Source organism: Prosthecodimorpha staleyi (genome assembly GCF_018729455.1).
Taxonomy (GTDB): Bacteria; Pseudomonadota; Alphaproteobacteria; order Rhizobiales; family Ancalomicrobiaceae; genus Prosthecodimorpha; species Prosthecodimorpha staleyi.
The window spans coordinates 236,754-252,111 of sequence record NZ_JAHHZF010000005.1 but is presented as its reverse complement, the minus strand read 5'-3'; the positions used below and the strand labels follow the sequence as shown (position 1 = coordinate 252,111).

General features: G+C 69.3%; 13 protein-coding genes. 9 read left to right on the top strand and 4 right to left on the bottom strand.

The genetic code is table 11. From position 1 onward, the window contains the following. Positions 1-108: 108 nt before the first annotated feature. The 6 genes from KL771_RS11815 to KL771_RS11790 all read left to right on the top strand — a co-directional run bounded on the left by KL771_RS11815 (position 109) and on the right by KL771_RS11790 (position 7,575). The gene (locus tag KL771_RS11815; protein ID WP_261968757.1) at positions 109-2,124 is read left to right on the top strand and encodes an acetyl-CoA carboxylase biotin carboxylase subunit; all 2,016 of its coding nucleotides are present in this window, start codon (positions 109-111) and stop codon (positions 2,122-2,124) included. 271 nt (positions 2,125-2,395) lie between these two features. Continuing rightward, complete coding sequence (locus KL771_RS11810) at positions 2,396-3,283, top strand: cation diffusion facilitator family transporter (protein WP_261968756.1); 888 nt, start codon at positions 2,396-2,398, stop codon at positions 3,281-3,283. Positions 3,284-3,332: 49 nt separating this feature from the next. After that, entirely contained in the window at positions 3,333-4,034 is a 702-nt protein-coding gene (locus KL771_RS11805) for a J domain-containing protein (RefSeq protein WP_261968755.1), read from the top strand. 31 nt (positions 4,035-4,065) lie between these two features. Next, positions 4,066-4,926 (top strand): peptidoglycan recognition protein family protein, encoded by an 861-nt coding sequence (locus KL771_RS11800; protein WP_261968754.1) that lies wholly within the window; start codon positions 4,066-4,068, stop codon positions 4,924-4,926. A gap of 11 nt (positions 4,927-4,937) precedes the next feature. Beyond that, on the top strand, positions 4,938-5,945 hold the full coding sequence (locus KL771_RS11795) for a lytic transglycosylase domain-containing protein (RefSeq protein WP_261968753.1): 1,008 nt from the start codon (positions 4,938-4,940) through the stop codon (positions 5,943-5,945). Between the two features lie 724 nt (positions 5,946-6,669). Further along, a complete protein-coding gene (locus KL771_RS11790) occupies positions 6,670-7,575 on the top strand; it encodes a transglycosylase SLT domain-containing protein (protein WP_261968752.1) in 906 nt (301 codons plus the stop codon). 33 nt (positions 7,576-7,608) lie between these two features. Here KL771_RS11790 and alr read toward each other — a convergent pair whose 3' ends face one another. From alr to KL771_RS11775, 3 genes are all read right to left on the bottom strand, one after another. Further along, the gene (alr, locus tag KL771_RS11785) at positions 7,609-8,733 is read right to left on the bottom strand and encodes an alanine racemase (protein WP_261968751.1); all 1,125 of its coding nucleotides are present in this window, start codon (positions 8,731-8,733) and stop codon (positions 7,609-7,611) included. Between the two features lie 179 nt (positions 8,734-8,912). Continuing rightward, positions 8,913-9,338, bottom strand: coding sequence for a CopM family metallochaperone (gene copM, locus KL771_RS11780; protein WP_261968750.1), 426 nt, complete (start codon positions 9,336-9,338; stop codon positions 8,913-8,915). Between the two features lie 202 nt (positions 9,339-9,540). Next, entirely contained in the window at positions 9,541-10,047 is a 507-nt protein-coding gene (locus tag KL771_RS11775) for a hypothetical protein (RefSeq protein WP_261968749.1), read from the bottom strand. Positions 10,048-10,364: 317 nt separating this feature from the next. Between KL771_RS11775 and KL771_RS11770 the strand changes: the two genes are divergently transcribed. Further along, positions 10,365-11,852 (top strand): replicative DNA helicase, encoded by a 1,488-nt coding sequence (locus KL771_RS11770; RefSeq protein WP_261968748.1) that lies wholly within the window; start codon positions 10,365-10,367, stop codon positions 11,850-11,852. Between the two features lie 186 nt (positions 11,853-12,038). Here KL771_RS11770 and KL771_RS11765 read toward each other — a convergent pair whose 3' ends face one another. After that, on the bottom strand, positions 12,039-13,274 hold the full coding sequence (locus KL771_RS11765) for a hypothetical protein (protein ID WP_261968747.1): 1,236 nt from the start codon (positions 13,272-13,274) through the stop codon (positions 12,039-12,041). Between the two features lie 126 nt (positions 13,275-13,400). Here KL771_RS11765 and KL771_RS11760 point away from each other — a divergent pair, with 126 nt between their 5' ends. Next, positions 13,401-13,919 carry a GNAT family N-acetyltransferase gene (locus KL771_RS11760; protein WP_261968746.1) on the top strand — a complete coding sequence of 173 codons (519 nt, stop codon included), beginning with the start codon at positions 13,401-13,403 and terminating at the stop codon, positions 13,917-13,919. A 120-nt stretch (positions 13,920-14,039) separates the two neighbouring features. Then, on the top strand, positions 14,040-15,314 hold the full coding sequence (locus tag KL771_RS11755; RefSeq protein ID WP_261968745.1) for an amidase: 1,275 nt from the start codon (positions 14,040-14,042) through the stop codon (positions 15,312-15,314). Positions 15,315-15,358 lie beyond the last annotated feature (44 nt).

The following is a 15,358-nucleotide window of genomic DNA, read 5'->3' as shown; positions in this document are numbered from 1 at the left end:
GATGCGCCCGTGCGCCGCGCCGCTCAATCCTTCGGCCATGTTGCGGCGCCCATGGGAACCGCCTAGAACCAGCCGACTTCGACATGTCACGCGGGGGCATTCGCCACGATGTTCAAGAAGATCCTGATCGCCAACCGTGGCGAGATCGCCTGCCGGGTCATCAAGACCGCGCGCAAGATGGGGATCCGGACGGTGGCGGTCTATTCCGACGCCGACCGGGATGCCGTCCATGTCGAGATGGCCGACGAGCGCGTCCATATCGGCCCGCCGGCGGCCGCCCAGTCCTATCTTCTGATCGACAAGATCGTCGAAGCCTGCCTGCAGACCGGCGCCGAGGCGGTCCATCCCGGCTACGGCTTCCTGTCCGAGCGGGCGGCCTTCCCGGTCGCGCTGGCCGAGAAGGGCATCGTCTTCATCGGTCCCAACCCGCGCGCCATCGAGGCGATGGGCGACAAGATCGAATCCAAGAAATTCGCCAATGCCGCCAAGGTCTCGACCGTGCCGGGCTTCCTCGGCACCATCGAGAGCGCCGACCATGCCGTCGAGATCGCCCGCGAGATCGGCTATCCGGTGATGATCAAGGCCTCGGCCGGCGGCGGCGGCAAGGGCATGCGCATCGCCTGGAACGATGCGGAATGCCGCGAGGGCTATACGCTGTCCAAGAACGAGGCGGCGGCGAGCTTCGGCGACGATCGCGTCTTCGTCGAGAAGTTCATCGTCGACCCGCGCCATATCGAGATCCAGATCCTCGGCGACAAGCACGGGAACGTCGTCTATCTGGGCGAGCGCGAATGCTCGATCCAGCGCCGCAACCAGAAGGTCATCGAGGAGGCGCCGTCGCCGCTGATCGACGCCGCCACGCGGGCCGCGATGGGCGAGCAGTCGGTCGCGCTGGCCAAGGCGGTCGCCTATGACAGCGCCGGCACGGTCGAATTCGTCGCCGACCAGAACCGGAACTTCTACTTCCTGGAGATGAACACCCGCCTCCAGGTCGAGCATCCGGTCACCGAACTGGTCACCGGCATCGACCTCGTCGAGCAGATGATCCGCGTCGCCGCCGGCGAGGAGCTGTCGTTCCGCCAGAAGGACGTGACGCTGACCGGCTGGGCGGTGGAAAGCCGCATCTATGCCGAGGATCCGTTCCGCAACTTCCTGCCCTCGATCGGCCGGCTGGTCCGCTACCGGCCGCCGGAGGAGGGCAGCGACGGCGAGATCACGGTGCGCAACGACACCGGCGTGGTCGAGGGCTCCGAGATCTCGATGTTCTACGACCCGATGATCGCCAAGCTGGTCACCCACGGGCCGACCCGCCTGGACGCCATCGAGGCGCAGTCCGACGCGCTCGACGCCTTCGTGATCGACGGCATCCAGCACAACATCCCGTTCCTGACCTCGCTGCACCACCATCCGCGCTGGCGCGAGGGCCGGCTGTCGACCGGCTTCATCCGCGAGGAATATCCCGACGGCTTCGGCGTGCGCGCGGTCGACGCGGCGGCCAAGCCGCTCCTGGCGGCGGCGGCCGTCGCCATGGAGGTGATCCGGCAGGACCGGCTGGAGGCGCTGCCCGGCCGGCTGCGCCCGGCCTCCGGCGACCTGCGCAAGGACTGGGTGGTCCGGCTCGACAAGGACTATATCCCGGTCACCATTCACGAGGGCTTCGCCGCCATCCCGCTGGAACTCGATCTCTCGGTCGGCGAGGGCGCGGCGCCGGTCAACGTCGTCTCGCGCTGGCAGCCGGGCGATCTTCTGTGGACCGGGATCGTCGGCGAGGAGAGCCTGACCGTGCAGGTGCGCCCGGTGCCGAACGGGGCGGAACTGCGCTATCGCGGCATCTCGGTCGTCGCCAAGGTGATGACGCCGCGCATCGCCAAGCTCGAGGCGCTGATGCCCGAGAAGGCGCCGCCGGATACGTCGCGCTTCCTGCTCTGTCCGATGCCGGGCCTTGTGGTGACCATCGAGGTGGTCGAGGGCCAGGAGGTCAAAGCCGGCGAGACGCTGGCGGTGGTCGAGGCCATGAAGATGCAGAACGTTCTGCGCGCCGAACGCGACCTGACCGTCAAGGCCGTCAAGGCGAAACCGGGCGATAGCCTCGCGGTCGACGCCGTGATCATGGAATTCGAATGATTTGAAGTCGACGGAGACGCGGATCGACCATCGATCCGCTGTCCACCGTTGTCTGTGCAACTCGTTCGCAGGTGCAAAAAAAGAGGTTGAACTCTTTCTTTTTCTTCGCCATTCCCTCGCCTCAGGCGGTTTGATCGAGGGGTCGGCGCCGGTGCCCCTGAGGGCATGATGCGGTCCTGAAGGGCCGTGTCATGCCCTTCCGTCATTAGGGGCGCAGGATGGGGAGGCACGGGCCGCCCCGGACCAGACCCGTCGCATGCGAGGAGGCGTCATGACCATGACCGGCAGGATTGCGTTCGGCAGCATCGTGGTCGGCGTCGTGGTGCTCGGCCTCAAGTATCTGGCCTATCTCTGGACCGGATCGATCGCGCTCTATTCGGATGCGCTGGAAAGCGTGATCAACGTGGTCGCCGCCGTTGCGGCCTTCATCGCCGTGAGCCTGTCGGCCAAGCCGGCCGACCGCAACCATCCCTACGGCCACCACAAGGTCGAATATTTCGCCGCCGTGCTGGAAGGCGCGCTGATCCTGGTCGCGGCGCTGTCGATCGCGCGCGAGGCCTGGGGCGGCTATGTCGACCCGAAGCCGATCAATGCCGACTGGCGCGGCCTCGCCGTCAACATCGCGGCGAGCGCGATCAACGGCCTGTGGTGCTGGTTGCTGATCGGCTACGGGCGTCGCAACCGGTCGCCGGCGCTGATCGCCGACGGTCGCCATCTCCTGACCGACGTGGTCTCCTCGGTCGGCGTGTTGGCCGGCGTCGGCCTGGCGGTCGTGACCGGCTGGCATGTGCTCGACCCGCTGCTGGCCGGCCTGGTGGCGATCAACATCCTCTGGTCGGGCTGGAGCCTGGTCACCGAATCGGTCGGCGGGCTGATGGATGCGGCTGCGGCGCCGGACATCCAGGAGAAGATCCGCAAGGCGGTGTCGACCCACGGGGAGGGCGCCATCGAGGCCCACGACCTCAGGACCCGCCATGCCGGGCGCGTCACCTTCGTGGACTTTCATCTCGTCGTGCCCGGCGGCATGACGGTCTCCGACGCCCACGACATCTGCGACCGGATCGAGGATGCGATCGAGGCCGACGTACCGGATTCGATCGTGACCATTCACATCGAGCCGGAGGAAAAGGCCAAGCATCACGGTATCGTGGTGCTCTGAGCACGGGCCGGGTTCGCGCGGCGCGAGACCGGCGAGGGGAGGGGGCGCCGTGGCGATCTGGACTGCCGTCAGCGATGTGGTCGCCGCGCTCGGCCAGGCGACAGGGATCGTGCCGCTGATCGATCGCCTGGTCGCGGCGATTCGCCGGCTCGGGGCCGATTCGAAGCCGGTCGCCTTCACGGTCGCGCTGATCGCGCTGTCGGCCAAGATGGCGAAGGCGGACGGCATCGTATCCCACGACGAGGTCGCGGCGTTCCGTCGCGTGGTCGAGATCCCGCCCGGCGAGGAGGCCAACGTGCAGCGCCTGTTCGACCTCGCCAAGGCCGACGTGGCCGGCTTCGAGGCCTATGCGGCGCGCATGGCCGACCTCGCCGAGGGCGACGGCATGTTCCTCGCCGACGTGCTCGACGGGCTCTTCCACATCGCCACCGCGGACCTCTTCGTCCACCATCTCGAAATCGCCTATCTCGAACGGGTGGCGGAGATTTTCGGTCTCGACCGGAACGCCTTCGAGCGCGCCGCCGCCCGCCATGTCCGGCTCGGCGGACCCGACCCCTACCGGGTGCTCGGGCTCGCCCGCGAGGCGACCGACGAGGCGGTCAAGCGGCGCTGGCGGCAGCTCGTGACCGAGAGCCATCCCGACCTGCACTTCGCCAAGGGCGTGCCGGAGGAAGCCCTGCAACTGCTCACCGACCGGGTCGCCGAGCTCAATAAGGCCTACGAAACCATACGGGCCGAACGGGGGATGTGAATTTCGTCGTTCATCGGTTATTAAGGTGTGGATGACCGTCGAGATCGCACCATCGATCGAGCAACCCGACACGGGCCTCGTCCAGGATCTCCGCCCCTCGCCGAACCACGGCGAGCGCAGGGGGCATGCACGCGTCGACACCCTGATTCTCCACTACACCGGCATGCCGGCCGGCCGCGGCCTGGATATGGCCGAACGCGCGATCCGCTGGCTGGCCGCGCCGGAGAGCCAGGTTTCCTGTCACTACGTCGTCGCCGAGGACGGCCGCATCACCCAGATGGTCGCCGAGAGCCGGCGCGCCTGGCATGCCGGCGTCTCGTCCTGGATGGGTGACAGCGACATCAATTCCCGTTCGGTCGGCATCGAGATCGCCCATCCGGGCCATCCCTGGGATCTCGCAAAGGCGCCCGACGCCGATCCGGCCGAGCCGGCGCCGGTGCATCCGGGCTATTGCGATTTCCCCGCCGTGCAGATCGACGCGGTGACCCGGCTGGCGGCCGACATCGTCGCCCGCAACGGTATCGTGGCCGAGCGCGTTCTCGCCCATTCCGACGTGGCGCCGGGGCGCAAGCGCGATCCGGGCGAGAGGTTTCCCTGGGCGCAGCTGGCTCAGTCCGGCGTCGGGCTGTGGCTCGATCCCGAACCGGTCGGCGGCGGCCGGTTCATGACCCGTGGCGACCGGGGCGAACCTGTCGCTGCCATGCAGGCCCTGTTCGGCCTTTACGGCTACGGCATCGAGATCGACGGCGTGTTCGACGAGCGCACCGCCGACGTGGTTGCCGCCTTCCAGCGCCACTGGCGCCCCGCCCTGGTCGACGGCGTTGCCGACCAGTCCACCGTAACGACCCTCCACCGGCTCCTGCGTGCCTGCCGGTTGGCGGACGCAGCGTGAGGGCACGAGCCATGTCTTTTCTCCCCGTTCCCCGTGCCGGTTTCGCTCTCGTTGCGACGGGCAGTCTGGCGATTGCCGGCGGCGCCGTCGCGGCGGCGGCGCTCGCCGATCTCGGCGGCCCCGTGCGGGCGTCGCGGGTTGGCATCACGGTGCAGAGCGTCAAGGTCGACGGCGAAGGCTGGGCCATCCGGACCGGCGACGAGCCGGCGGCCGTCCCGGACGCGGCCGTGCCGCCGCCCGGGCGCTTCGCGGCGGCGTCGGCCGGTGCGACGGTCGCGGCCTTCGCGGCATTCGATCTCGATGGCGACGCGGCGGTCGAGACGACCGGGCGTGCCGCGGGTGCCGCCCGGTTCGACGAGGTGTTCCAGGTCTTCGACGGCGCCAGCGCGCGCTTCACCGTGCTGCCGGTGGCGACCGCCCCGACGCTCTCCTTCCGCACCCCGCGGCGGAAGCCGACCGATACGGCCGGGGAGGTCCAGGTCGCCTCGCTGGCCATGCCGGCCCCGGCCGCCGCCGCCCGTCCCAATGCGCCCGCCGAGGCCGCGCCGATCCTGGCCGAGGGCATGCCGCGCAAGATGCCCAAGGGGGCTGCGCCCTATCTCGACATCATCAAGCGCGAGGCCGCCGCCAACGGCGTGCCGGTCTGGGTCCCGCTCGGCGTGATCTGGGTCGAAAGCAAATACGATCCCAACCTGCGCGGCACCCATTCGGTGGTCGGCCTGATGCAGGTGATGCCCTCGACGGCGCGCTATCTCGGCTATCGCGGCTCCAACCAGGACCTGCTCAAGCCCGAGGTCAACGTCAAATGGGGCATGAAGGAGCTGGCCAAGGATCTGCAATACGCCAAGGGCGAATTGTGCCTGGCCGTCGCCAAGTACAAGGGCGGCTTCATGACCAAGACCATCAATGCCGGCGCCCGCCGCTACTGCGATCAGCTGCGTGCCGTGACCGGCATGGACGGCGTCAACTACGTCAAGCTCGGCGCGCCGCTCTACGACACCAAGACGGCCTATCGCTAGAAGGCCGATCGAGACAGATGGTCGCTATGTGTCTCGTGAATACGAACCACTAACCTTTTGACCACATCGGCATTGCTGGTGCCGGTGTGGTCGCCCCGGTAGCCGGCGCCGGTCGCGACCGTTCGGACCGCCGCGGTCCCGAACGGCGAGCCTGCGCCGATCGGGCGCCGGGCCGGGTCCCGGACCGACTATCCCGGGACGATCGCCGCCCGGGAGGACGGCGCCCCGCTGCGTTAGGTTTCTGCCGTCCCGGTTCGGCGTCTGAAGGCCCAGGCGGCCCGTGATGATCCGCGACCGGCGGACCCTTTCGGCCGGACCTCTCGTGGCCGCATAGGCCAGCCCCGGACGCCCTTTCCTGCCGATGGATTCCGCGCCTCTCCGTATCGCCCGCGAAATCGTTTGCGGCGATCGGCCGATGCGTTCGCGGCACAGAGCCGGAACATTCGCCCACGGCGGCGCTAAAGCCGCGATTCCGCCGGATTCGTCTCCGCCCGCCCGCAATGATTCCTCATTCGGTCCGCCTTGCCGCACGATTCGCAGCCTCTTCTGGCCGGATCGCACGGTCGGTGCAGCGGTTCCGAGGGACCTGCGCCGTTCAGGCCGGCCACCTCGTCCCGCGCGTCCGCGCATGGGCCGGGGCGCCCGGTCCGCGCGGGACGACCGGATCCGATCGGGTCCGTTCGCTGGGGTCCCGCTGCCCGACCCAAAACGAGGGGACCTCGACATGCTCACGCCGATCAAACTTGGGCTGGCTGCCGGTGCCGCGGTTGCGGCGGCCGTGCCGGCCTCGGTCATCCTGGTCGAAACCTTCGACCCGATCGAGCCGGCCGCGACCTCCGTGGTCGTGTCCGCGACGCTCCCGAAAGCCCAAGGCAAGCTGGACTTCGACGATCCGGCCTTCAGGCCGGGCCCGACCGGCGCGGCCGCGCCCGGAGCCGTGTCGCCGCCGCCGGCCGGCGCCCAGATCGCCGCACGCGTGGCCGCCGGCTTCGACGCCGTCGCCGCGCCGCCGCCGTCGGCCGCGCGGATGCTGCTGCCGCCCGGTCCGATCGCGCTCGGCAAGCCGGCGCCGGACCTGCCGGCGGGCGTCGCGCGCGAGCCGCCCGTTCCCGAGGCCGAGCCCGTTCCGTTCGCCCTCGCGGCGGTCGATAGGGCCGGCGTCGATCCGTCGCCGCCCGATCCCGCCGCCCGTGCCCTCGAGCACGCCACGCCGACACCGAAGCCCAGCCGGGCGGCCACCGGCGAGCCGGACGACGGTCGTGTCCGTTCCCTGATCCAGCGCGAGGCGGAGGCGCTCAAGGTGCCGCCGAAGCTGGCGCTGGCGGTGTTCGAGACCGAAAGCGGGCTCGATGCCGGCAAGCGCGGGCCGGACGGGCGGGTCGGCGTGACGCAGGTCAGCTACCGCATCGCCACGGCGCTCGGCTACAAGGGCAGCGCGAAGGCGCTGGCCGAGCCGGAGACCAACATCCGCTGGGGCATGAAATATCTCGCCGGCGCCTACCGGCGCGCGGACGGCGACATCTGCCGCACGACGATGAAGTTCCAAGGCGGCCACTATGTCGAGAAGCAGACCCAGCTGCATCTCGCCTATTGCGGCAGGGTCAAGCAGGCGATGGCTTCGCTGCCCTGACGGCTGCGGGGCAGGGCGACAAGGCGTGCTCCGTCAGGCCTCGTCGAGATAGACCCGCCGGGCGCGCCGGCCGAGGCTGGTCAGCACCTCGTAGTCGATCGTGCCCATGGCGGCGGCGACCGACGCGAGCGGCACATGCGGCCCGATCAGTTCGACCCGCGTGCCGCGATGGGCGTGCCGGTGATCGGTCACGTCGACCGCCATCAGGTCCATCGAGATGCGGCCGACGATCGGAGCCGGGCGGCCGTCGATGGCGACATGGCCGCCGGGGTGAGCGTCGGTCGACGAGGCGAGGCGGTGATAGCCGTCGGCGTAGCCGACCGACAGGATGGCGATGCGGCTGTCGCGCGCCAACGTCCGGGCCGCCCCGTAGCCGATCGCCTCGCCGGCCGGCACCGGCCGGACGCGCAGGATCGGCGCCTCCAGGCGCACCACCGGCATCATAGGCGACGGGCGTCCCGCCTGCACCGCGCCGCCATAGAGGGCGACGCCCGGGCGGACCAGCCCGAAATGGAAATCCGCCCCGGCGAAGATGCCGGCCGAATTGGCGAGCGAGGCCGGCACGCCGGGATAAAGCGCCGTCGCGGCCCGGAAGCGGGCGAGTTGCCGGCCGGTCAGGGCATGGCCCGGCTCGTCCGCGGTGGCCAGATGGCTCATGACCAGCCGCAGGTCGACGGCGCCGCGCCGGCCGGGATCGGCCGCCAGGCTCTCGGCTTCGGCGAGTGTGAGGCCGAGCCGGTTCATGCCGGTATCGATATGCAGCGCGGCGGGCAGGGGCCGGCCGGCGCGCGCACCCGCCGCGGCCCAGTTGTCCCATTCCTCCGGCGAACCGAGCACAGGGCGGATGCCGGCGGCGGCGACCGTGTCGACCCAGCCGGGCAGCAGGCCGTTGAGGAGATAGACGGTCGCGTCGGGAGCGACGGCGCGCAGGCGCAGCGCCTCTTCGGGCAGGGCGACGAAGAAGGTCAGGCAGCCGGCATCGTGCAGGCGGCGGACGATCGGTTCGAGCCCGAGGCCGTAGGCGTCCGCCTTCACGGCCGCGGCGCATTCGGCCGGTGCCGCGCGGGCGGCCAAGTCGCGCCAGTTCGCCTCGAGGGCGGCGAGGTCGATCGTCAGCCGGGCACCGGCGCGCCCGGCATCGAGGACAGGATCGTGCATCGCTCCTGGGTGCCCCCGGGGCGCGGGCCTGTCAACCCGCGCTCCACCGCGGCGGCGGCTCGGCACCCATGCGCCGCAGCGGCAGCCTCTTCGGCGCGGTTGCGAGCTGCCGAACGGGCGTCCGCCCGGGGCGTGCCGGCCGCGTCCCGGGCGCGGGAGCGGCCGGCCGGCGTGTGGTTTCAGCGCGCGTTCTTGGCGAGCCAGTCCTTCATCATCGCGATCTCGCCCTCCTGGGCCTTGATGATCTCCTCGGACAGCTTCTTGATCTTGTCGTCGCGGCCGAAGGCGAGCTGCACCTTGGCCATGTCGATCGCGCCCTGGTGGTGGGCGATCATGCCCTTGACGAAGTCGATATCGGCATTGCCCGAGAAGGTGATGTCCATCCCCTCGTGCATCTTGGCGTTGACCGCCGCGAAGGCGAGGCTGGACGGGCTGGTATCGCCCTTGGGCTTGGCGGCGGCACCCGCCATGGCGCCGTGGCCGGCCCCGGGACCGGCGCCGTGCATACCACCATGGCCCTGCATCGGCATGCCGGGGGACTGGGCGAAGGCCGCGGTGGCGAGGAGGCCGACGGCGAGGGCGGCGGCGAGCGTGGTGGTCTTCATGTCTGTCACTCCGAATTCGAGTTGGGAGGCGGCCGCCCATGCGCGGGCCCGACCGGAACGGCCAGGGATGTCCGATGCGCGCGGGGCGTTTGATCCGCCGGGACGACCGTCAGGATGGGGAGAATGGTGCCGAGCTGGTGGTTCAACCGGGCCGAATGGTTCCCATCCGACTCGTGACTGCGAACCAGCAGTTCTTTGATCCCTAGCGACGGGGCGGCGGCACGGCCGGTTCGGCGTCGAGCGAGGCGAGCACGATGGTCACCACCGGCGCGGTCCGGGCCAGGACATGCGTGGCGGGGCCGAGGACATGCTGAGCATCGGCCAGCACCGAGCAGTGCAGCACGCAGGCAAGGCCGGCAATCAGCCGCGCCTGGCCCGGCTCCGGCGATGCCGGCTGGCCCTTCTCCACGGCGATGGTGCTGCCGTGATGTGATGACGCCGTCGCGGCCGACGCGCTCCCGTCGGGCAGGGCGGCGGCCTCGGAGGCCTGCCGTTCCCCGGAAGCGGCAAGCCCGCCGTGCTGATGGCCCTGATGCCGATGGCCTGACGGGCTGGCGGTCGTGTGCAGCGGCGCGGGCGCCGCGAGCGCCAACTCGTGGCAGGCGGCCAGCGCGGTCTGCGCCTGGGCCAACATCGGCGCGACGGCAAGCACCAGCGTGATCGCCAGGATTGCGATCCGCCGCAGGATGTCGGTGTGCCGTTGCCGCATGCATTGAGATGTAAGCTCGGGGTCGGGAACCGCAAGCCCGATTCGCAGTCTCACCGACCGGAGTCGCCCCGACGGGATTGCCAGCGACGGGGCTTTGATCCGCGCGGATCGTGACGTCCCATGGCCGGGCGGGGCCGAATCGGGTGACGGACGGTTCCGGGAGGTCGGTCGATCCGACCGGTGCCCGACGCTCCGGGGCGGTCAAGCGCCGTCATGGCGGCGGGCAATAAACCTGTGGATCGGCCTGTATAAGCGGCCGCCCGCTTCAAAGCCGTCAACGAGCCGTTAAGAAGGCTCCGAGAGAACCGGGACTTCTGATGAAACTGCCCATCCGCCGCGTCGAGCAGGAACCGACCCTGGAGCGCCACGCCCCGCACAATGCGGAGGCGGAACGGCAGCTCCTCGGCGCGATCCTGGTCAACAACGAGACCTTCTACCGGGTCTCCGACTTCCTCGAGCCGCTGCACTTCTTCCTGGAGCCGCACCGGCAGATCTACGAGCGCGTCACCCAGCTGATCCGCGCCGGCAAGGTCGCCTCGCCGATCACCGTCAAGACCTTCTTCCCCGTCGATCACCAGATCGCCGACCTGTCGGTGACGCAGTATCTGCTGCGGCTGGCCTCCGACGCGACCACGATCATCAATGCCGAGGATTACGGCCGGCTGGTGCGCGACCTCGCCATGCGCCGGAACCTGATCCGCATCGGCGAGGACATGGTCAACGTCGCCTACGACGCACCGGTCGACCGGCCGCCGCGAATCCAGATCGAGGATGCCGAACGGCGGCTGTTCGAATTGGCCGAGACCGGCCGCTACGATGGCGGCTTCGTCTCCTTCGCCGACGCCCTCAAGGGCTCGATCGACATGGCGGCGGCCGCCTTCCAGCGGCAGGGCAAGCTGTCCGGCATTTCGACCGGCATCGCCAGCCTCGACCGCATGATGGGCGGCCTGCAGCATTCCGACCTGATCGTGCTCGCGGCCCGCCCGGCCATGGGCAAGACCTCGCTCGCCACCAACATCGCCTTCAACATCGCCGCCGCCTTCCGTGCCGAGGAGCAGCAGGACGGCAGCTACAAGACCATGGACGGCGGCGTGGTCGGCTTCTTCTCGCTCGAAATGTCGTCCGAGCAGCTCGCCACCCGCATCATGTCGGAGCAGACGGAGATCCCGTCCAACAAGATCCGGCGCGGCGACATCACCGACATGGAATTCGAGAAGCTGGTCGGCGCCTCGCAGATGATGCAGCAGATCCCGCTCTATGTGGACCAGACCGGCGGCATCTCGATCGCCCAGCTCTCCGCCCGCGCCCGCCGTCTGAAGCGGCAGCGCGGTCTCGACGTGCTGATCGTCGACTACCTGCAGCTTCTGACCGGCTCCAAGCGCACCGGCGAGGGCCGCGTCCAGGAGATCACCGAGATCACCACCGGCCTCAAGGCGCTCGCCAAGGAGCTGTCGGTGCCGATCCTGGCGCTGTCCCAGCTCTCCCGCCAGGTCGAATCGCGCGACGACAAGCGCCCGCAGCTGTCGGACCTGCGCGAATCCGGCTCGATCGAGCAAGACGCCGACGTGGTCATGTTCATCTACCGCGAGGAATACTACCTGAAGAGCAAGGAGCCGGCCGAGAAGGGCTCGGAAGCCTGGTTCAAGTGGGAGGCCGACATGAACCGCATGCGCGGCGTCGCCGAGGTGATCGTCGGCAAGCAGCGCCACGGCCCGACCGGCACCGTCGAACTGCACTTCGCCGGCGAATATACCCGCTTCTCCGACCTGATCCGCGACGAGCAACTGCCGGAGCGGATGGGGTAGTGTTCGGGCTCCGGCGTCATAGCCTCGCCGGCTGTTCAAATGCACTCCGACCCCGCCATTTGTCATCCCCGGGCTTGTCCCGGGGATGACAGAGTTGAGATTTCCCGCTTCTGACCGCATTGCTACGAGCTTTTGAGCAAGCCGCTAGGGGGATCTGCCACGGCGATCGGTGGCGGCCCGGCTTGCCTATTGAGCCGTCTTCGCCGCGCGTGCGGACAGCTTCTGTTCGGTTTCGCGCAGGACCGAGGGGACGAAGCTTTCGGAGGTGCCCGCGATCAGGGACCAGACTGCCAGCTTTGCCAATTCTGCACTTGGAATCAGCATTTGCTCCGGCAGTACCGTGAAGCCGTCGGACGTCTTGCGGGCCGTTTGTACCCAGAAGCCGAGATCGGCAAATTTTGGCGCGATCAAGCCGGTGACGATCTCGGATCGGAGAAAGAAATAGACCACCACCGCGCCGAGTCCGCCGATCAGCAATTTCGTAGCCGGCACATACCCGCGGGCGTTCCACTCAGCCTCCTCGATCGACATGGTCGAGACGCGGTCGCGGAAGAAATACAGGATGCTGAGATTGGCGCCCATGATGCCGAACATGAACGCCCAGATCAGTCCGAAGGGGCGTTCGAGCAGCGGAATGTCGGCCTTCGGGGCCGCCGGCGTGCCGACGGGTGCCGGGTTTCCTGTGGCCGAAGGCGTCGCCTGGGACAGGAGGGGCGAGCCGGCTGACGCCAGAATCGTCGATGCCGGTTTGGGGGCCGTTATCGTTGCGGTATCGGATTCCGCGCGCCGATCGAAAGTGTGGGCGAGCAACGGCAAGAGAATGGCCATGCTGAACGCGAATGTCGACAACATCGCCCAAAGCAATACCATGTTGGCGATCTGGGTGGTCAATCTTCGCAGCCGATATTTCTTGGTCTCGACCCACTGCACATGCTCGACGATGGTGCGCAAAACGACCCGCCGGGCGGCTTCGTTAGGACTGTCGTCCTTCAGGATTGCTTCGGCCGTTCCCAGCAGGCCGGCCGGCAGACCGGCATCAAGGACACGGCCTTCCTGGAGGGTCGCCTGCAGGTTCGGCCGCACGGACGCGTCAGGTATGATGTCGAGCAGGCGCAACTCGACGAAATTGGCGGTGTTCCAACTTTTGGACGATTTCAGCTGGCCCTCGAGCACTTCGATCTCGGCCGCCATCGCCGCCGCGGCATTCGCCTTCGCGGCATCGGCGCCAGCCGCCGGAGCGGGGTCGGCGGGCGCCTTGGTTGCCGCGAAACTGGACTTCGCGGCGGCGAGGCGCGATTGCAGGATTGTGATCCGCTGCGCGAGCATCGAGGTCAGCGTCTCGTCGTCGGCCGGTGTTTTCGCATCGGCGCTGCCGCCGAACAGGCTGCGGAGCCCTTGCGTAAGGGAGGTTAACACGCTCATGAACAGCTCCTCCGACAATTCATTCAGAATGCCTTATATTTCAGGTTGTGCAATGAATAATTGTGGGTCGGGTCGGTCGCATCCGGCCGAGCGAGGCAGCCCCGAATCGATTCATGGAGCGCACCGATGACGGGCGCCTTTGCGGCAGGTTGCTACGACATCGGCGGCAACCGGTCAGACCCGCTCCGGCTGGCCCCCGTCGACGGCTACGAGGCCGCGCTCGGGCTTGCGCTGGCGGCGATCGATCCCTGGGCGCGGGTCGGGCGGCCGGCGGCGTCGCTGGAGGCCTATTGGCGGCGGCGGGATCCGACCACGTTTCGCTTCGCGATCCTGGCGGACGGCGAACTCGCCGGGGCGGTCGCGGTGCGCGATCCCTTTATGCGCGGGCCCTATCTGGAGCTTCTCGCCGTGCTGCCGGCCTTTCAGGGGCACGGCATCGGGCGGGCGGTGATGGACTGGCTGGCCGGGGAGGGGCTCAAGGCCGGCGGCAGCAATCTCTGGCTCTGCGTCACCGACTGGAACGCGCCCGCGCGCGCCTTCTACGAAGGGCTCGGTTTCGAGGCGGTTGGACCCATCCCCGATCTCGCCGTGACCGGCACGACGGAAATCTTCCTGCGCCGCCGGCTCGCGGCTCCGGGCGCCTGAAGGCCGGAGCCGGTCGGAGCCTGGCTGTTTGTGCGGCGGGAGGGGGTGCCCGGAGATGGCGCTTCGGCCGCCGCCGTGCCAGACGTCGCCTCCGTCCGCCGCCTTGAGGAGAATGTCGTCATGTCCGCATCGCGCTTTCCCGCGCCCGTCTCCGCCGTCGCCCTCGCCGCTGCCGTCGAGGACGGCCGGACGACGGCCGCCGAAGCCATCGAGCGTTCGATCGCGGCGGTCGAAGCCCATGACGAGATGCTTTCGGCCTTCGTGGCGACCTCATTCGACGACGCCCGGGCTGCGGCGGCGGTCTCGGGGCCGCTGGCCGGCCTGGCGCTCGGCGTCAAGGACATCATCGATACCGCCGGCATGGCGACCGAGATGGGCTCGCCTCTCTATGCCGGCAACCGGCCGCGTGCCGATGCCCCGGTCGTCGCCCTGGCCCGGCGGGCCGGCGCGGCCGTGATCGGCAAGACGGTGACGACCGAATTCGCCTATCTGCAGCCCGGGCCGACGCGCAATCCGGCCCGGCTCGACCATACGCCCGGCGGCTCCTCGTCGGGCTCGGCGGCGGCGGTGGCGGCCGGACTGATCCCGCTCGCCTTCGGCACCCAGACCGGCGGTTCGGTCGTGCGTCCGGCCGCCTTCTGCGGGGTGGCGGGGTTCAAGCCGTCGTTCCGCCTGATCCCGACCGTCGGGGTGAAATGCTTCTCCTGGTCGCTCGACACGGTCGGGGTGTTCGGCGCCGGCGTGGCGGACGCGGCCTATTTTCTGGCCGCGCTGACCGGTCGCGACCTGCGCGTCGATACCGTCGCGCCGTCGGCCCCGCGCATCGGCCTCGTCCGCACGCATCTTTGGGAGGAGGCGAGCGCGGAGATGCGCCAGGCGGTCGAGACCGCCGGAAGGCTGGCGGAAGCCGGCGGTGCGAGCCTCGTCGACATCGACCTGCCCGGCCTCTTTGCCGATGCCTTCTCGGCCCATCAGGTGATCCAGGACTTCCAGGCCGCGCAGGCGCTCGCCTGGGAATACGACCACCACGCCGCGGCGCTGAGCCCGATCCTGCGCGATGCGCTGACGCTCGGGCGGATGCTGACGCCCGCCGACTACGACCGCGCCCGCCGCACCGCCCGGCAGGCCCGCCTGGCGCTGCGGGAGCTCTTTGCAGACATCGACGTGATCCTGACGCCCTCGGCGCCGGGCGCGGCGCCGGAAGGGCTCGCCACCACCGGCACCTCGATCTTCAACCGCCTGTGGACCCTGATGGGCACGCCCGCGCTCAACGTGCCGGGCCTGACCGGGGCCGGTGGCTTGCCGCTCGGGGTCCAGATCGTCGCCCCGTTCGGTCGCGATCGGGCCTGCCTGGAGGCCGGCCGGTTCCTCGAGCGGCAACTGTCCGGCGCCTGACCGGTGCCGGAAAATTGCCGGCGGGAATCGGCGCGGGCCTGTTC

What these genes read in the sequence shown, in the direction of transcription:
- KL771_RS11775 (WP_261968749.1), bottom strand. Translation starts at nt 10,047, where the DNA reads ATGCGGCAACGGCACACCGACATCCTGCGGCGGATCGCAATCCTGGCG.
- KL771_RS11760 (WP_261968746.1), top strand. Translation starts at nt 13,401, where the DNA reads ATGACGGGCGCCTTTGCGGCAGGTTGCTACGACATCGGCGGCAACCGG.
- KL771_RS11810 (WP_261968756.1), top strand. Translation starts at nt 2,396, where the DNA reads ATGACCATGACCGGCAGGATTGCGTTCGGCAGCATCGTGGTCGGCGTC.
- alr (WP_261968751.1), bottom strand. Translation starts at nt 8,733, where the DNA reads ATGCACGATCCTGTCCTCGATGCCGGGCGCGCCGGTGCCCGGCTGACG.
- KL771_RS11815 (WP_261968757.1), top strand. Translation starts at nt 109, where the DNA reads ATGTTCAAGAAGATCCTGATCGCCAACCGTGGCGAGATCGCCTGCCGG.
- copM (WP_261968750.1), bottom strand. Translation starts at nt 9,338, where the DNA reads ATGAAGACCACCACGCTCGCCGCCGCCCTCGCCGTCGGCCTCCTCGCC.
- KL771_RS11795 (WP_261968753.1), top strand. Translation starts at nt 4,938, where the DNA reads ATGTCTTTTCTCCCCGTTCCCCGTGCCGGTTTCGCTCTCGTTGCGACG.
- KL771_RS11755 (WP_261968745.1), top strand. Translation starts at nt 14,040, where the DNA reads ATGTCCGCATCGCGCTTTCCCGCGCCCGTCTCCGCCGTCGCCCTCGCC.
- KL771_RS11765 (WP_261968747.1), bottom strand. Translation starts at nt 13,274, where the DNA reads ATGAGCGTGTTAACCTCCCTTACGCAAGGGCTCCGCAGCCTGTTCGGC.
- KL771_RS11800 (WP_261968754.1), top strand. Translation starts at nt 4,066, where the DNA reads ATGACCGTCGAGATCGCACCATCGATCGAGCAACCCGACACGGGCCTC.
- KL771_RS11770 (WP_261968748.1), top strand. Translation starts at nt 10,365, where the DNA reads ATGAAACTGCCCATCCGCCGCGTCGAGCAGGAACCGACCCTGGAGCGC.
- KL771_RS11790 (WP_261968752.1), top strand. Translation starts at nt 6,670, where the DNA reads ATGCTCACGCCGATCAAACTTGGGCTGGCTGCCGGTGCCGCGGTTGCG.